General features: G+C 59.8%; 17 protein-coding genes. 11 read left to right on the top strand and 6 right to left on the bottom strand.

Features of this window, described 5'->3' with window-relative positions:
- Positions 1-9 precede the first annotated feature (9 nt).
- Positions 10-2,112, bottom strand: a complete 2,103-nt coding sequence (locus tag F8B91_RS02290) for a molybdopterin-containing oxidoreductase family protein (RefSeq protein ID WP_196502102.1) — start codon at positions 2,110-2,112, stop codon at positions 10-12.
- Between the two features lie 125 nt (positions 2,113-2,237).
- Between F8B91_RS02290 and F8B91_RS02285 the strand changes: the two genes are divergently transcribed.
- Positions 2,238-2,999 carry a sulfite exporter TauE/SafE family protein gene (locus F8B91_RS02285; protein ID WP_196502101.1) on the top strand — a complete coding sequence of 254 codons (762 nt, stop codon included), beginning with the start codon at positions 2,238-2,240 and terminating at the stop codon, positions 2,997-2,999.
- An 11-nt stretch (positions 3,000-3,010) separates the two neighbouring features.
- Positions 3,011-3,946, top strand: coding sequence for an aldo/keto reductase (locus F8B91_RS02280; RefSeq protein ID WP_196502100.1), 936 nt, complete (start codon positions 3,011-3,013; stop codon positions 3,944-3,946).
- Between the two features lie 3 nt (positions 3,947-3,949).
- On the opposite strand, the gene F8B91_RS02275 is transcribed toward F8B91_RS02280, so the two are convergent.
- Together F8B91_RS02275 and F8B91_RS02270 are read right to left on the bottom strand one after the other, a co-directional pair.
- Entirely contained in the window at positions 3,950-4,867 is a 918-nt protein-coding gene (locus tag F8B91_RS02275) for an RNA polymerase subunit sigma-70 (protein WP_196502099.1), read from the bottom strand.
- 5 nt (positions 4,868-4,872) lie between these two features.
- The gene (locus F8B91_RS02270; protein ID WP_196502098.1) at positions 4,873-5,616 is read right to left on the bottom strand and encodes an SDR family oxidoreductase; all 744 of its coding nucleotides are present in this window, start codon (positions 5,614-5,616) and stop codon (positions 4,873-4,875) included.
- Between the two features lie 144 nt (positions 5,617-5,760).
- On the opposite strand from F8B91_RS02270, the gene fumC reads away from it, so the two are divergent.
- Genes fumC through F8B91_RS02255 form a run of 3 tightly spaced genes read left to right on the top strand, consistent with a single transcriptional unit; the run spans position 5,761 to position 7,527 of the window.
- On the top strand, positions 5,761-7,152 hold the full coding sequence (gene fumC / locus F8B91_RS02265) for a class II fumarate hydratase (protein ID WP_196502097.1): 1,392 nt from the start codon (positions 5,761-5,763) through the stop codon (positions 7,150-7,152).
- Positions 7,152-7,328 (top strand): DUF4169 family protein, encoded by a 177-nt coding sequence (locus tag F8B91_RS02260; RefSeq protein WP_210324317.1) that lies wholly within the window; start codon positions 7,152-7,154, stop codon positions 7,326-7,328. The genes fumC and F8B91_RS02260 overlap by 1 nt, the downstream gene beginning before the upstream one ends.
- Positions 7,306-7,527 carry a ribbon-helix-helix domain-containing protein gene (locus F8B91_RS02255; protein ID WP_196502096.1) on the top strand — a complete coding sequence of 74 codons (222 nt, stop codon included), beginning with the start codon at positions 7,306-7,308 and terminating at the stop codon, positions 7,525-7,527. Before F8B91_RS02260 ends, F8B91_RS02255 begins: the two co-directional genes overlap by 23 nt.
- Before the next feature lie 3 nt (positions 7,528-7,530).
- On the opposite strand, the gene F8B91_RS02250 is transcribed toward F8B91_RS02255, so the two are convergent.
- Genes F8B91_RS02250 through F8B91_RS02240 form a run of 3 tightly spaced genes read right to left on the bottom strand, consistent with a single transcriptional unit; the run spans position 7,531 to position 12,800 of the window.
- Positions 7,531-7,746 carry a hypothetical protein gene (locus tag F8B91_RS02250; RefSeq protein WP_196502095.1) on the bottom strand — a complete coding sequence of 72 codons (216 nt, stop codon included), beginning with the start codon at positions 7,744-7,746 and terminating at the stop codon, positions 7,531-7,533.
- 8 nt (positions 7,747-7,754) lie between these two features.
- Positions 7,755-11,348 (bottom strand): AsmA family protein, encoded by a 3,594-nt coding sequence (locus F8B91_RS02245; protein WP_196502094.1) that lies wholly within the window; start codon positions 11,346-11,348, stop codon positions 7,755-7,757.
- Between the two features lie 21 nt (positions 11,349-11,369).
- A complete protein-coding gene (locus tag F8B91_RS02240) occupies positions 11,370-12,800 on the bottom strand; it encodes an FAD-binding oxidoreductase (protein WP_196502093.1) in 1,431 nt (476 codons plus the stop codon).
- Between F8B91_RS02240 and F8B91_RS02235 the strand changes: the two genes are divergently transcribed.
- From F8B91_RS02235 to F8B91_RS02210, 6 genes are all read left to right on the top strand, one after another.
- Complete coding sequence (locus F8B91_RS02235) at positions 12,799-13,287, top strand: thioesterase family protein (protein WP_196502092.1); 489 nt, start codon at positions 12,799-12,801, stop codon at positions 13,285-13,287. The two genes, F8B91_RS02240 and F8B91_RS02235, sit on opposite strands and share 2 nt — an antisense overlap.
- A 37-nt stretch (positions 13,288-13,324) precedes the next feature.
- Positions 13,325-13,579, top strand: coding sequence for a hypothetical protein (locus F8B91_RS02230; protein WP_196502091.1), 255 nt, complete (start codon positions 13,325-13,327; stop codon positions 13,577-13,579).
- Entirely contained in the window at positions 13,576-13,980 is a 405-nt protein-coding gene (locus F8B91_RS02225; protein ID WP_196502090.1) for a type II toxin-antitoxin system VapC family toxin, read from the top strand. Before F8B91_RS02230 ends, F8B91_RS02225 begins: the two co-directional genes overlap by 4 nt.
- 69 nt (positions 13,981-14,049) lie before the next feature.
- Positions 14,050-14,244 (top strand): hypothetical protein, encoded by a 195-nt coding sequence (locus tag F8B91_RS02220; protein ID WP_196502089.1) that lies wholly within the window; start codon positions 14,050-14,052, stop codon positions 14,242-14,244.
- 45 nt (positions 14,245-14,289) lie between these two features.
- Positions 14,290-14,763 carry a nucleoside deaminase gene (locus tag F8B91_RS02215; RefSeq protein ID WP_196502088.1) on the top strand — a complete coding sequence of 158 codons (474 nt, stop codon included), beginning with the start codon at positions 14,290-14,292 and terminating at the stop codon, positions 14,761-14,763.
- A 59-nt stretch (positions 14,764-14,822) separates the two neighbouring features.
- The gene (locus F8B91_RS02210; protein WP_196502087.1) at positions 14,823-17,165 is read left to right on the top strand and encodes an ATP-dependent helicase; all 2,343 of its coding nucleotides are present in this window, start codon (positions 14,823-14,825) and stop codon (positions 17,163-17,165) included.
- The last annotated feature ends 26 nt before the right edge of the window (positions 17,166-17,191 follow it).

Below are 17,191 nucleotides of genomic sequence, written 5' to 3'. Positions count from 1 at the left end.
GAAGGAAAATTACGCGGCTTTCATCCACACCGCATTGTCATGATATGTTCCACCACCCGCAGGTGCAGGCTGGTCTGAGCCCGTCAGCGTGTTGATGCCCTTGCCGTCTTCGTAAGCGTCGTTGTGCCACACGCCTTCAGCAATCAGCACACCGCGCTGCAAGCCCTCAAAGGCCTTGGCATGCAACGTCACCTGCCCGCGCCGCGAACCGAGTTTCACTTTATCGCCATCGGCAACACCCAGCGCCGCCAGATCTTCCGGATGCACAAACACCGTGGGCCGGCCCTCGCGCTTGCGGCTGGACGGGGTTTCATTGAAGGTCGAGTTCAGGAAGGTGCGCGCTGGGCTGGTGGCGAGGCGGAACGGATAGATCTCATCCGCCTGCTCATGCGCCGGATAATAGCCCGGCCATTCGGGCATGTCGGCAATCGGGCCCAGCACGCCGATCTTCGAGGCGGCCTTTGCCGCCGCCTTCCAGTCGGCGCGGAAATGGAATTTCTTGTCCTCGTGCCCGAAGCCATTGATGAAATGCGCCGTATCGAAATCCGGCCCCACATCAATCCAGGCCTCTGCGTCAAACCTGTCGAGGCGCGGATGCGACGAAAGCCGCAGCGTCTCGTCGATCAGCTCGCGCGGCTCCTTGTGGAACGAGGCATGCTCGGCCCCCAGCCGCTTGGCCAGTTCCTTGTGCACGAAATCATTGGTGCGGCATTCGCCCGGCGCATTGACCAGCTTCGGCCCCACCGACAGATGCGTATGGCCGCTGCCGGTGTAAAGATCATCATGTTCGAGGAACATCGTGGCCGGCATCAGCACATCGGCATATTTCGCGGTCTCGGTGATGAACTGCTCATGCACGCAAGTGAACAGGTCTTCACGCGCGAAACCTTCCTTCACACGGCTCTGGTCAGGTGCAATCGAAACTGGATTGGTGTTCTGGATCAGCAGCGCCTTCACCGGCGGCCCACCCTGCAAGTCTTGCGCGTTGCCGCACAGCACCTCGCCAATGCGGCCCTGGTCCATCACGCGTCCGCGCTTGCCCGGTGCATCACGCGCTTCAATCACATTCTTGTTCAATTTCCAGATGCCACTGTTGGAATGCAGCGCCCCGCCGCCTTCATGCAGCCAGGCCCCCGTCACCACCGGAATGCAATTCACCGCATGCATGCTGGCGGCACCATTGCGCGAGCGGGTGAAGCCATAGCCGAGCCGGAAATAGCTGCGCGGCGTCTTGCCGATCAGATGAGCAAACTCGGTGATCGCTTCCACCGGGCAGCCGCAGATGGAGGATGCCCATTCCGGCGTCTTGTCGGCCAGATGCGCTTCCAGCCCTTTAGGATCATCGGAATACTTGTTAAGGTAATCCCAGTTCGCCAGCCCATCGCGGAACAGCACATGCATGATCGCCGCCGCGAGAGCACCATCAGTGCCCGGCTTGATCAGCAGCTTGATATCGGCCTGCTTCATCGTGCCGGTTTCATAGATATCGATGCAGGCCAGCTTCGCCCCGCGCGTTTTGCGGGCAATGCCCACATGCGTCATCACATTGACCTGGGTGTTCACCGGGTTGCCGCCCCACACCACGATCAGGTCAGACTTCTGCATCTCGCGTGAATCAGCGCCCGACAGGCGCCCCGCCCCCGCCAGATAGCCGGGGAAGGAAAGCGCCACGCAAACGGTGCCATACATCTGCGAATAGCCTTTGACATTGGTGAGCCGCTCGATGCCATCACGCATCACATAGCCCATCGTGCCTGCATAATAATAAGGCCACACGCTTTCCGGCCCATGCTCGGCTTCCGCCTTCAGGAAGGCCGCCGCCGTCAAATCCAGCGCCTCATTCCAACTGATCCGCTCAAACTGGCCGGAGCCTTTCGGCCCTACGCGCTTCATCGGATAAAGCAGCCGGTCCGGATGGTGGATGCGCTCAGCATAGCGCGCTACCTTTTCGCAGATCACGCCCGCTGTATAAGGCTGCGCCTTCGCCCCGCGCACCCGGCCAATCGTATTGTCATCCAGCACCTCAACTTCCAGCGCGCAGGTGGACGGGCAATCATGCGGGCACACGCTGCGCCCGATCTTGATGTTGCTCTTGTCAGTGTGGATGTTCATCGACTCTGTGTATCACCTCCCCACGCCTTCGTCATCTCAGACCCGCCATGCAAGAAACACGCGTGGCGGAATGCCGGGCGGGCGTGCTATCAGCACAAAAAGCAATCCGGAAACGCCCTCCCCCCATGTCCCTCACGTCCCTTCTCCTGCTCTTTGCCGGCGGCGTTCTGGCGGGTTGCATCAATGTCATGGCAGGCGGTGCGGGCTTCATGACTTTCCCGCTGCTGATCGCGGCGGGCCTGTCCGAAATGGAGGCCAATGCCGCCAATTTCGTGGCCCTGCTGCCCGCCAATGTGATGGGCACATTGGTCTATGCCAAAGAACTGAAAGAGGTGCGCCAGAACCTTGTGTTGCGCCTGGTCATCGCTGTGGTCGGCGGTGTGGCCGGTTCATTGTTGTTTCTGCATCTGGGCGAGGCCAATTTCCACCGCGCCATTCCCTGGCTGCTGGTCTTCGCTACGCTTTCCTTTGCATTAGGCCCCACCATTAAGACCTGGCTGGAAAGCCATGGCGATTTTGACGCCTCGCGCTGGCTCTGGCTTTCTTTCGTGCTGGAATTCCTGGTCTATCTCTATGGCGGCTATTTCGGCCTCGGCATGGGCATCATGCTGCTCGCCATCCATTCAATCTTCAGCCATATGAGCGTGCATCACGCGAACGCGCTGCGCAATATAACCATAGGCCTGATGACTTTCTTTTCAATCTTCATCTTCGCCCAAGGCGGCCTGATCCGCTGGCTGCCCTCGCTGGTGATGATGACGGGTGCAGTGGTGGGCGGCTACGGCATGGCCAAGATCGCCCGGCGCGTGCCCGCCGGCAAAGTGCGCATCGGTATTCTGTGCTGGTCCATCGCCCTCACCGCTTTTTCGTTCTGGCGCTATTCTTGAAAGGATAAATCATGAAGAAAATTGCAATTGCCCGCAGCACCCTCAACGTCTCCAGCGTCGTCCTTGGCCTCATGCGTATCGGCGCGATGAAGGACGATGAAATCCGCAAACTGATTGATGCAGCCATGGCCGCCGGCATCAACATGTTGGATCACGCCGATATCTACGGCGACTCTACCCATCAGTGTGAGAAACGCTTCGGCGAAGCAATGAAGCTTTCCGCCGCTGACCGTGAAAAAATCGTCATCCAATCCAAAGCCGGCATCGTGAAAGAAGGCCCGTATTTCGACTTCTCCGAAGCGCATATCCTGCAGGCAGTTGAAGGCTCGCTGAAGGCGCTCAAGACAGACTATCTGGACATCCTGTTGCTGCACCGGCCCGATGCTTTGGTGGAACCCGGAGAAGTCGCCGCCGCCTTCGACAAGCTGCACGCCGCCGGCAAGGTGCGCAATTTCGGCGTCTCCAACCAGACGCCCGGCCAGATCGAACTGCTGAAAACTTCCGTGCGCCAGCCGCTGATCGTCAACCAGGTGCAGCTGTCGATCACCCATGCGCCGCTGATCGCGCAAGGTGTTGCCATCAACATGGCCGGCCTCGAACAGTCAGTGGACCGCACGCTCGGCCTGCTCGATTACAGCCGCAAGGAAGCCATGACGCTGCAAGCCTGGTCGCCCTATCAGAAGGCCTGGTTCGACGGGTCCTTCGTCGGTGACCGCAAGGCCTATCCGGACCTCAACAAAGCGCTGGATGAAATCGCCAGTGCCCATGGCATCACCCCCACTGGCGTGGCCACCGCGTGGATCACCAGGCATCCCGCCAAGATGCAGGTCGTCCTCGGCACCACCAAGCCGGAGCGCGTGCGCGAAGCCGTGGCGGGTGCAGGCGTCACCCTGTCGCGCGAGGAATGGTACCGCCTGTTCCGCACGGCGGGTTATACAATTCCGTGATCCCTATTCGTAAACCGGTGGCAATCCAAACGTGGCCATGAGCTGCGCACCCAATGGCGGCGCGTAGAGCACGATCTCCGAAACCGGGCCGCGCCCGCCCAGCACATGCAGGGAATGCGGCAGGAATTTGCCGCCATCGCGCTTGGCGTAGAGCGCCACGGTTGGTTGACCATTGGCAACGAGCGCGATCGTTCGGAACGCTTCGTAGCGCGGCCACACGCCGGTCATGAAGCGCGCAACCTCATCGCGGCCACGGAATGTGCGCTGCCACGGCGGCATGGTCATCACGATATCCTGATGCAGCAAGCCGATGAGCGCGTTCACGTCTCCGGCGTTCCACGCCTTGATGTAGGACTCTACTGCAACATCATCAGTGGGCGACGCGTCTTGCAACGGCAGCGCCGCACGCGCCCTTTGCAATGCGCTGCGCGCCGCATCCGTGCTGATGCTTAGCGCAGTGCCAACTTCGGCCGCCGTCATGCCCACCAGATCATGCAGCAGCAGAGCGGCCCGCGCACGTGCCGACAGGCCGTGCAACATGGAGACAAAAGCCAGCCGCAAGTTCTGCCCGCGCTCCGGGCCTTCGCTCGGAACGCCACCGGGAAACGGCTCGATCCAAGGTTCAAGCCCAGGTTCGATCTCATCAAGGCTAGGCCCAAACAGCGCCTGCCGCCGCTTGCGCTTGCGCAGCGCATCGAGGCAGACGCGCGTGGCGATGCTGTAGAGCCACGGCCGCGCCATCGCCTCGTCACGCAAACTGGCCAGCTCCCGCCAGCCGCGCAGCAAGGCTTCCTGCACGCAATCCTCGGCATCCTGCACGCCGCCCATCATGCGGTAGCAATGGCGCTTCAACTCGCCGCGCATGGCATCGGCCAAGGCGGAGAATGTTGCTGAAGCGGGTGGTGCTGCGGGCTTATCCATCAGGCTCAAGCTAACGCAGTCACACCATCGAGGGAAACCGCGAAATTCCCACCGGGAGACGCATCCTTCAGCAGGCCCAGCACTGCATCAGCGGCGTTTTGCGTGGTAAGCTTCGGCCCCATCGCCGCGAGGAATTCCGCTTCGGTGGTACCGTTATATTTGGAATAGCTGGACACAGCGATGTTGCCCACATCCGTGCCGGGGATCAGCCGCGCCGGAGAAAGCGTGAGGAACCGCAGATCAAGCCCGGCACGCCCCGCCTCCTTCTGCGCATAGCCCGATAGAAAATGCTGCATCTTCTTGGCACCTGCATAGCCGCCGGAAATCGGCGAGCCATTCAGCATCGCGCCGCTTGTGACCGTCAGCACAGTGGCACCTGCGGGCAATGGCGCTTTCAATGCGGCCTGCAGAAACTGGAAGCTCATGCGCGTGTCAGCATTCCAGTTTGCGCTGAAATCTTCCCAACTCATTTCAGGCAAAGGCGCGCAAGGCGGCACCGTGCCACCGCAAAGGATGAGCACGCGCGGCGTCTGCTTGGCAAAGACGCGCGCGGGCGCATCGGGTGCCGCAGCATCGAGGGCCAGCGTGGCGATGCCGGGGAAATCCTTAGTCAGCGCATCAAGCCCCTTCTGCCCACGCGCCACGGCCAGCACTTGCGCGCCGAGCTCATGAAAGGTCTGCACCAGCGTGCGCCCCAAGCCACGGCTGGCTCCAATGATGGTCACGGGGGTGTTTGAAAAATCGGTCATCTGATCGCTCCATTCTGTTGATGGAGGACAAGACGCCCCGGAACCGGCGAATGCATCGGCGCCCGAAAAGTTTTTCCCGCCCGCCCCCTCGCCTCTGTTCTGCGCCCGTGCTATCGCAGCGCAGCATTCCACAAGGCGTGAATCATGGCGAAAACCACCCGCACCGAAACCGATACCTTTGGCCCGATTGAGGTTGATGCCTCGCGCTATTGGGGCGCGCAGGCGCAGCGCAGCTTGCAGAATTTCAGGATCGGCTGGGAAAAGCAGCCGGCCTCGGTGGTGCGAGCACTGGGCGTGATCAAGCGCGCGGCAGCGGAAACCAACGCCTCGCTCGGCATCCTCGACAAGAAGTTGAGCGAAACGATCGTCAAGGCCGCGCAAGAAGTGATTGACGGCAAACTGAACGAGCACTTCCCCCTCGCCGTATGGCAGACGGGTTCGGGCACGCAATCGAACATGAATGCCAATGAGGTGATTTCCAACCGCGCCATCGAAATGCTGGGCGGCGAGATGGGCACCAAGAAGCCGGTTCATCCGAACGACCACGTCAATATGAGCCAGTCGTCCAACGACACTTATCCCACGGCCATGCACATCGCTTGCGCGGAGGAAATCAGCCGTCATTTGCTGCCCGCGCTGAAGCATTTGCGCGATGCGCTGGAGGTCAAATCCAAGGCCTTCGACAAGATCATCAAGATCGGCCGCACCCATACTCAGGATGCAACGCCGGTGACTTTGGGCCAGGAATTTTCCGGCTACACCCAGCAAGTGACCAACGGCATCGCTCGTATCGAGCAGACGCTGCCGATGCTGATGCAACTCGCACAAGGCGGCACGGCGGTCGGCACTGGGCTTAACGCGCCCAAGGGTTTTGCCGAAATGGTGGCCGGGCACATTGCCAAGATCACTGGACTTCCGTTCACCTCCGCGCCCAATAAATTCGAAGCGTTGGCCGCGCATGACGCGATGGTGATGACGCACGGCGCCATCAACACCGTGGCCGCGGCCCTGTTCAAGATCGCCAATGACATCCGCTTTTTGGGCTCAGGCCCGCGCTCGGGCCTTGGCGAATTGCAATTGCCAGAGAACGAGCCCGGCTCGTCGATCATGCCCGGCAAGGTGAACCCAACGCAGTGCGAAGCGCTCACCCAAGTTTGCGTGCAGATTTTCGGCAATAATGCTGCGCTGACTTTCGCGGACTCTCAGGGCCATTTCGAACTCAACGTGTTCAACCCGGTCATGGCTTACAACTTCCTGCAATCGGTGCAGCTGATGGCCGATGCCGCGGTGAGCTTCACTGACAATTGCGTGGTCGGCATCGTGGCGCGCGAAGACAATATCAAGGCCAACCTGGACCGCTCCCTGATGCTGGTGACGGCGCTGGCTCCGAAATACGGATACGACAAGGCCGCCAAGATCGCCAAGACGGCGCACAAGAACGGCACCACCCTGCGTGAGGAAGCGCTGAAAGAAGGCATTACCCAAGCCGACTTCGACGCCATCGTGCGCCCCGAAAACATGCTGGGCCCGTCATAATGGGTGAAGTGGTCAATCTGCGCCTCAAGCGAAAGGCAAAGAACCGCGAGGAAGCCGCTGATAAGGCGGCTGAGAACCGCGTTCAGTTTGGCCGCTCCAAGACTGAGAAGGAACTGACTTCAGCGTTGAATGACAAGGCCGGAAAATCGCTCGATGACCACAAGCGCGAAGACTGACTTGAAGCGCTCGCTCACGATAGCGGGCCATCGTACATCCTTGTCGCTGGAGGTGGAATTCTGGGACGCGCTGAAAGCTGCCGCTGAGCAAGAAGGCAAATCACTGGCCGGACTGGTCGGCGAAATTGACCTCGCCCGCGAGGGCCGCAACCTGTCCAGCGCCATCCGCGTCTGGGTGCTGAAGCGGGCTCAGGGCTGAAGCTTACTTCTTCTTCGCCCGCATCCAGTCCAGCAAGATGCCAGCCACCACGCCGAAGGCGATGCAGGCAACTATTGTAAGCCAGATCACCGTACTGCTTTGCGCATCAAGATAGATCAGGAACCCCATGCCCAGGATCAGCAATTGCAGCGCCTGGATGAGCAGCTTGCCCATGTCCTGCGGTGGTTTGGGCTCATCACCGCGGGGCCTGTTGAACATCGACCACATCACGGCACCGCCGGTCTTGGTTTGAGGCGCTTGATTTCATCCTTCTGGATCGACAGCCCGTAATTCACCGCCGCGTCCAGCACCGCCTTGGCGCGCGCGGCATCCGTGGCGCGTTGTTGCGCGAAAACTTTTATCATGCGCTGCTGCAGGCGCAGTTCGACGCGTTGGGTCTGGAAGGCATCATACTTGGCCTTGTCCGCTTCCGCTTGTGTGGCGGCATCGGCTTCGGCCTTTTTCTGTTCTTCGGCCAAGCGATCAAGCTCAGCCATGTCCTTGTTGATGAGCACGGTGCCAAGTTTGGACGACAGCGCGGCTACATCGCTGCGCATCATCATCTTGCCCGGCACACCCTGATAGATGATCCTCATCTCCGGCAAGTCTGGCTGTGCCTTGGAATGCAGCGCTACTGTGGTGACGAATTCACCAGCTGAAAGATCCACCATCGCCGTCACTGTGCCTTGCGACTCCATCGTTTCCAACGGCAGTGGTGTGATTGAAATCGTGCCGTCCTTGGCGCTGAGTTCAACTTTGCTTTCCGGCAGGACGAGCCCGTCACCACTCATCAGCGTAGCAAAGGCGGCGGCGATTTCGTCATGGCTTTTCACATCATGAATGGCCGAGAAGAACGGATCGGGTGCCAGCCCGTAAAGCCGGGCCTGCTGCAGATCCAGCGTGCCGCTGCCCGCCATCGCACTCAGCATGGTGGCCAGGCTGCGGCCCTGCGAAGTGAAATTGGCATCAATCGTGGCCGGCCCGGCAAAGCCGATGGGCTTGTCGGCCCCAGCGTAAAGCTGCTCCAGCATCAGCGGATAATGCACACCGCCGCTCAGCGTGTAGGTGCCGTCCTTTGGCACCAGGCTGCCGTCAATTTTCAGTTGCCGCCCGTCCGGCTCGCGCGCATTCACACTGAAATTGCGGCCCTCCTTCGAGGATGAAAGCCCGATGATCGGCTCGCCCAAAGGCACGCCCACCAGCGTGGCGAGGCCATTGGGCTTCAGCCAGATTTCGCCCGACAGTCCAAACGGCCATCCGGCATCGAAGGAGCCATTGCCGAATGCGCCCTCGCCATTCCACGGCGCCACATGGAAGGCCAGAACATCAATCAGACGGTAGCTGCCGCCATCCACTTCAAGCTGCACCACCCCGCCGGGCTGCAGGCTGCCGGAGCCTTTGAATTCCTGCCGCCCGGATTTGAGCGTGAAACTCTTGATGCCCAGCGCCTTCTCCACCGGCTCGACAATGGCGCGGCCAGACAGGCCGCCTGTGGCATCCACCACGAAGGGAAAGCCCAGTGCGTTGAACACCGGGGCCGCATTCTGCGCATCGAGCTTCAGGTCACCCGCAATCCCGATCCCGTCCTTGATGGGCTTATATGAGCCGCTGAAGCCCAGCGCCGCGCCATAGCCATGCAGATCAAGATTGGTGGTGAACCCCTTCCTGCGATTGCCCTTGAGGTTGAAAGAAAGCTGGCCTTCGCCGCCAGATGTTGTCCGCGGCTGGAAGCCGATCAGCTTCACAATGTCCTGCGCATCCGGCGATGAAATCGCGCCAGAAAGACTGATCACTGCACCATCCGGAGCGGCCAGCGATGTCACGTCGCCCGTGCTGACAATCTTGTAGGGGCCCGATCCGCCGGTGATGCTGTAGTTCACCTCAGGCTCATCCTTGCCGGGCTTCACATTCAGCTCGGCCTTTAAATCCGTTTGCCCCAGGCCCAAGCTCCATTGCGGGTCTGGCCCCGTGGGCAACATGCCAAGCAAGCGCATCAGGCCTTGCGGGCGCTGCGCACCCACCGCAAATTTCACCTGGCCGGAGGGGCCGTTCTTGTCCACCAGCACCAGCCCCGTGCCGCGCAGTTCGGCCCCCTGCACCGAGCCGATATGGAAATCCTTGATCTCGAATCCGGAAGCCGACGAATTCACATCCACCGCCACTTGCTGCGCATCAACGCCATTCACCGTGAGTTTGCCGAAATCAAATTGCAGCCGCTTGTCAAAGCTCCCCTCGGCCGGCATCAGATTGAACAGGCCGTCAGAGGTCGCCAGCGCTGCCAGCCCACCGGAGAAATACGAACCGAGATCAAATTCCCCGGCATTGAGTTTCAAATCCAGCGCGGGCACTTCACCCAGTGTCACCGCCATGGCCGCCTGGCCCTGCAGGCCATCGAGTTCATATTTCATGTTCTGAAAACCGAAGCGCTTGCCGCCCCAGGTCACATCGCTTTGCGCTTTCAAGCGTCCGCGCGCACCAGTCCAGGTCTTCTCGATGTTGTCCTTGCCCTCGGGCCACAGCCACTCGCTGAAAGCGCGCGCATCATTGGTTTCAAACGACAGCGAGCCGCCCAGTTCGGCAGCGCCCTCGCCCGGAAACACAATGCCGGCAAATTTCATCCGCGACCGGCCGGGAAGATCGGAGGTTAAATCCTGAATGCGGATCGCACCCGCCGAAGCGGAAGCTTTCAGACTCACATTCTCCAGATTCTGCGCTGCCGCCGTGAGTGTCGCCGCATCAAAGTTGAGATTGAAATCCAGCGAATCCGGAAACGCCGCGATCACGCCATTAGCCGAACCCATCAACCCCGCCGCCTGCCACACGCGCGTGGTCTGCTCGCTGGCCAGTTGATCGAGATCGATATGCGGCGAATGCAGATTGAAATCGGCCTTCAAACCCTTGGAAAGATCAAACACGCCGTCGCCTTCGATCAGCGTGCCATTGTCCTTGGGGTCCGCCGCCACGATGTGAATTTCAGTGAGCTTGGCAACATCGCCAGACGCAGCCAGCTTGGCCTGATAGGCCAGCGGCTTGAAGGCACCAGGTAAGCTGCTGCGCCCGTCCGAGGTGACGACAGGATCAAGCGAGACTTTGCCGTTGAGATCAGTGCCGCCCGTCTCGCCATCAAAATTCAGCGCCGGAAATGATCCATCCTGCGGCGCCAGCCGGAAGCCGAACCTGAAAGGCTGGCCAGTTTTATAGGTGGCGCTGGTGAAGGAAAGCTCCAGCGGCGTGTCATGCGCAAAACCTTGCGCCTTCACTTTCCAAGGGCCCTCCAGCGCGGCCCCCGACACGGTGCCGTCCAGGCTTTCCAGGCTGCGATTGAATCCATGCCGTTCATCCTTGAGGAAGAACGTACCATTGCTCACATTGATCTCGTCGAGCTGCACATTGCCCAGCAGGCTGTTCTGCACCAGCGCCTTGTCGGGCGCGAAATGCCAATTGCCCAGGCCGCTGGGATTGAGCGTGAGATTGAGCACCGGCCGGTCAAGGTCAATGCTCTCCACCCTGATCTGGCCCGAGAACAGCGAAGCCAGCGACAGATGCACTGTGGCCTTGCCGACGCTGGCCATTTGCGCCGGCGCAAAGCCCGGCGCATTGGCAATCGAAACATCCTGCATTTCGAGCCGTGGGAACGGATAAAGCCGCACAGCGATGGGGCCGTTGATGGTGACGGCGCGGCCCGTGATCTTGGCACCGTAATCCTGCAGCGATCCCTTGTAGCCGTTCCAGTTCACCACGAAAGGTGCCGCCAGCGCGCCGCCGACGACCAGCACAATGAACAGACCGAGATAGAGAATGGGCGACTTCCAGACACTCATGCTGAGACCCGCAACACTATCTCACGGCCCGGCATTCTTGCCGGGATTCATCAGATTGTCCGGGTCCAGCGCCAGCTTCAGCGCGCGCATTACGCCCACTGCTTCGCCATGTTCCTTCAACAGATAATCGCGTTTGCCTGCCCCAATGCCATGCTCGCCCGTGCAGGTACCGCCCATCGCCAAAGCGCGGTCAATCATCCGGCCATAAGCCCCCTTCACATGCTTCAATTCTTCAGGATCATCGCGGTTGCAATAGAGCGTGACATGGAAATTACCATCACCGACATGGCCCACAATCGGCCCATAGATGTTGTGTTCAGCCAAATCTTTCTGCGTTTCCACAACGCATTCCGCCAGCCGTGAAATCGGCACGCACACATCAGTGGCCAGAGCCTCTTTGCCCGGCATCAGCGATTTGGTGGCCCAGAAAGCATCATGCCGCGCCTGCCACAGCTTAGCACGGTCTTCCTCCTGCGTGGCCCAGTTGATCGCACTGCCGCCATTGCCTTGAGCGATCTCGCCAAACATCTGCGACTGCTCTGCGACCCCAGCCGGCGTGCCATGGAATTCTACAAACAGCGTAGGTCCGACCGGCATGTCGAGTTTCGAATAGGCGTTGAGCGCCTTCACCAGTTCCGCATCCAGCAACTCGATGCGCGCCACTGGAATGCCCAGCTGAATGGTCTCAATCGTGGTGCGGCAGCAGGCTTCCACCGAGGGGAACGAACAGATGCCAGCAGCGATCCCTTCCGGAATCCCGTAGAGCTTGAGCTGCACTTCGGTAATGATGCCCAGCGTGCCTTCCGAGCCCACGAACAGCCGTGTGAGGTCATAACCGGCGGAAGATTTGCGCGCCCTTGTGCCGGTGCGGATCACCTTGCCATCGGCCATCACGACTGTGAGGCCCATCACATTCTCGCGCATCGTGCCATAGCGCACCGCATTGGTGCCGGACGCGCGCGTGGCCGCCATGCCACCCAGCGAGGCATCAGCCCCCGGATCAATCGGGAAGAACAGGCCTTGGTCGCGCAGCGCGGTGTTGAGCGTCTTGCGGGTGACGCCGGCCTGAACGCGGCAATCCTGATCTTCAGGATTGACTTCAAGGATGTTATTCATCCCACTGACATCAATGCAAATTCCGCCCTTGGGAGCGGAGAAATGCCCCTCCAGCGACGTGCCCGTGCCATAGGCAATCACCGGCACTTTCTCGTCGGCGCAAATCTTCACGATGGCCTGCACATCATCCGTGCTCAGAGCAAAAGCCACCGCATCGGGTGCTGCGCCCACATTCCACGTCTGGTCCTTGCCATGCTGTTCGCGCACTGATGCGGCGGTCGAAACCCGATTGTCGCCCAACAAAGCCCGAACGGCGTCTATGGCGCGATTGACATTGGCTCCGGGTGCGACTTTATCCATCGACTCAACGGTATCACACGAGACGGATTTTTCCATGACAAATGCCAAACCTTTCATCAGCTCACTGCAGACCGTCGAAAGCCAGTGGACTGATTATAACGGCCACCTGAACATGGCCTATTACGCCGTGCTGTTTGACCGGGGGGCCGAGGAAATGTTCGAAGGCTTTGGCCTCGGCGCCGACTATGTGAAGCGCACCAATTGCACCACCTTCACACTTGAAACCCACACAACGTACGCCAATGAGCTGAAGGAAGGCGAACAGGTGCGCGTTGAGACCCAGATCATCGGCGCGGATGCGAAGCGCGTGCATTATGTGCAGCAGATGTTCCGTGGCGACACATCCTATCTTGCCTCAGTGCTGGAAGTGATGATCAGCCATGTGGACATGAACATCCACCGCACCGCCCCCTGGCCCGCCGACATCCAGCAGAAGATCGATGCGATGGCCGAACAGCACAAGGCTGTGCCGCTGCCCTATCAAGTGGGCCACAAGATCGGCCTGCCACCGCCGAAAAAGTGATTTGACACTGCATGCAATCTGCATGCACAATGCATGCATGAACAAGCAATTCCATATCCGGGACGTGAATCCCAAGACGCACAAGGTTTTGACCAAATTGGCAGAAGACAAGGGCCTTTCTGTCACGCAGTATCTCAACCGCGTGCTTGATGACCTTGCCGCGCAGGAAAGCGCTGCGGACACTCCCGATCAAATCAGGATGAAAGAATTCTGGGATGCCGTGCGCAATCTTCCGGATGCGAAAACTTCAATGTCCGGCGCAGAATTGGTACGGGAAGACCGTGACCGATGATCGTTGTGGATGCGTCTGCGATTGTTGAAATCCTGCTACGCCCACAAATCAATGCTGCGCTCGCCCGAAAAATTGCGAGTTTCACTGAAATCCATGCCCCTGCTTTGCTCGATCTCGAAGTCGTCAACGCCATAAGAAAGCCCTATCTGCGGAAAGAAATTTCCATTGAAATCGCAGACGCCGTAATTGACGCTTATTCAAAGCTGAAAATTCACCGCCACATCCTGAGCCACATAGATATGACTGGGATATGGGCGTTGCGTGACATGATGACACCTTATGATGCAGCCTATGCGGTCCTTGCAAAGCGGCTGAAACTGCCATTGCTGACGACAGACCAACGCTTCGCCCGCGCGGCGCAATCATTAAACATCCCCGCCGCCCCGGAACTGTCACAATAAAGCAAAACTTCCGGCCTACTCCCGGGTCAATCAGTGCTGCGTTAGATAGCCGACCCAAGGGAGAGACCCATGCTGAACAACGGATTTTCGCATTTCGCCGATGCGCTGGTTTTCGTTCATGGCCGTCATGCCGCCGGTGAAGCCGCGCGCCATGCCCTGCTCTGCGAAAAATCGGGCGATACTGAAACAGCTGCCTATTGGCGCAAGCTGCAGCGGCAGCTTGCCATCCGCCAGGAAAAGCAGGCCAGTTCGCTTTACTGCTGATCTTCCCCGCCTCCTGCCCTATGAACAGGGCGTGGAGGAACGGGAATGCAGCCGGATCATCAATCGTTTTTGAGAGTGGCGATCGCTGAATCGAAAGCCGCCCGCACCGCCGGGCACCACCCCTTCGCCGCTATTCTGGTGGATGGTGACGGCAAGGTGCTGATGACGCAGCATAACGCGTTCATGCCCGACCATGACATGACCGGCCACGCCGAACGCGTGCTGATGACCCGCGCTTCGGTCACTTATTCGCCAGAAATTCTGAAGGGTTGCACCATTTATTCCTCCGCTGAACCCTGCGCGATGTGTGCAGGTGCGATCTACTGGACGGGCCTCAAGCGCGTGGTTTACGGCCTCTCGGAAAAGCGCCTGAAAACCATCACCGGCAACCACCCCGAAAACCCGACTTTGGACCTGCCCTGCGAAGTTGTTTTCGAAGCGGGCCAGCGCAAAGTGGAGGTGATTGGACCGCTGCTGGAAGATGAGGCTGCCGAAGTCCACAACGGCGCTTGGGACTGAAAATTCTCGCCGAAGTGCCTATATAGTGCTTCGAGAATCGCACCTTTCAAAAGTTGTCCATGCCCATTGACCTGAATGATTTTGACGATGCCCCGCCCCCGCCGAAACCCGGCGGGCTGGCGGCGCGTGCCATGGGCGGATCAGCAGCTGCACCCGCTTATCTCGACGGCCTGAACCCCGAACAGAAAGACGCCGTGCTCAGCATTGATGGACCGCTGCTTGTGCTGGCCGGTGCCGGCACCGGCAAGACGCGCGTGTTGACCACGCGCCTCGCTCACGTGCTCACCACCAAGCGCGCCTGGCCGTCGCAGATTCTGGCCGTCACCTTCACCAACAAGGCGGCGCGCGAAATGAAGGAGCGCATCGGCCATCTGATCGGCGGCGCCGTTGAAGGCATGACCTGGCTGGGCACTTTTCACGCCATCGGTGTCAAAATCCTGCGCGCCCATGCGGAACTGGCGGGCCTCAAATCCGGCTTCACCATTCTCGATGATGACGACCAGCTGCGCCTGCTCAAGCAATTGCTGGTGGCCGAACATGTTGACGAAAAGCGCTGGCCCGCCCGGCAATTGGCCAATCTGATAGACAGCTGGAAAAACCGCGGCCTCACGCCAGACAAGGTGCCGGCCGGCGAAGCGTTCTCATACGCCAACGGCCTCGGCGGCAAGCTCTATGCCGATTATCAGGCGCGCCTCAAGACCGTAAACGCAGCCGACTTCGGCGACCTGCTGCTGGAAGTCCTCAACATTTTCCAGAACCATCCGGACGTGCTGGCCTCCTATCAGCAGCGTTTCAAATATATGCTGGTGGATGAGTATCAGGACACCAACATCGCGCAATATCTGTGGCTGAAGCTTCTGGCCCAGGGCCACAAGAACATCTGCTGCGTGGGTGATGATGACCAGTCGATCTATGGCTGGCGTGGCGCAGAGGTCGATAACATCCTGCGCTTCGAGAAGGATTTCCCCGGCGCCAAGATCATCCGGCTGGAACGCAATTACCGCTCCACCCCCGATATTCTGGGCGCGGCTTCGGGCCTGATCGCCAAGAACGAAGCGCGGCTCGGCAAGACGTTGCACACTGACAAGGAAGCCGAAAACCCAGTCGTGGTGCGCGGCCATTGGGACGGCGAGGAAGAAGCCCGCCAGATCAGCGACGACATCGAAAGCCTGCAGCGGAAAAAAGTGAAGCTGAATGACATGGCCATTCTGGTGCGTGCCTCGTTCCAGATGCGCCTGTTTGAAGACCGCTTCATCCGCGCCGGCATCCCCTACCGTGTCATCGGCGGCCCGCGCTTTTATGAGCGCGCCGAAATTCGCGATGCGCTGGCCTATCTCAAGGTCGTCGCCTCGCCGGATAATGATCTGGCTTTCGAGCGCATCATCAACACGCCCAAGCGTGGCCTGGGCGATGGCGCGATGAAGAAGCTCTATGATCACGCCCGCGCCGCCCGCATTCCGCTCTATGCCGCGGCTGATGCGATGAGCCTCAGCAATGAATTGCAGAACAAGGCGCGCACGGGCTTGCGCCAGTTGATTGACGGTTTCACCCGCTGGCGCGGCCAGATGAGCCAGCTGCCACATACCGAGCTGGCTGAAATCGTGCTCGACGAGTCCGGCTATACCGGAATGTGGCAGGCCGACAAAAGCCCGGAGGCCGAGGGCCGCCTTGATAACTTGAAGGAACTCATTCGTTCGATGAGCGACTTTGAAAACCTCACGGGCTTTCTGGAGCATGTGGCTTTGGTGATGGACCGTGACCAGGGCGGCGATGAAGACCGCGTGAACATCATGACCATGCATTCCGCCAAGGGGCTGGAATTTGCACAAGTGTTTTTGCCCGGTTGGGAAGAAGGCCTGTTCCCCTCGCAGCGCTCGCTGGATGAAAAAGGCCGCAGCGGCTTGGAAGAAGAACGCCGCCTTGCCTATGTCGGCATCACCCGCGCCAAGCGCGATCTCACCATTTCATTCGCACAGAACCGCCAGGTGCATGGCTCGTGGCAATCGTCCCTGCCCTCGCGCTTCATTGATGAACTGCCGGAAAAACACGTCGAGGTCGCCGCCATGACGACGAGCTATGGTGGCCACGGCCTCGGTTCCTTCGGCACCAGCCGCTTCGACAATGCGCAAGCCTTCGGCCAGGGCTCATACCAGACGCCCGGCTGGCAACGCGCCCAAGCCAACCGCCAGGCGGGCACCGCTGCCCGCCACACGCCGAAATTCATCGAGGGCGAATTGGTGATCGATGGCAACGCGCCTTCAGCTTACGCACTCGGCGACCGCGTCTTCCATCAGAAATTCGGCTATGGCCGCGTCACTGAAATCGAAGGCAACAAGCTGACAGTGGATTTCGAAAAAGCCGGCGAAAAGCGCGTGCTGGATAGCTTTGTGGAGCGCGGCTGAGCGCCCTTCAATAATTCCCGGCACGA

This window comes from Aestuariivirga litoralis, from assembly GCF_015714715.1.
Taxonomy (GTDB): domain Bacteria; phylum Pseudomonadota; class Alphaproteobacteria; order Rhizobiales; family Aestuariivirgaceae; genus Aestuariivirga; species Aestuariivirga litoralis_A.
This window is presented reverse-complemented; position numbering and strand designations above follow the sequence as displayed.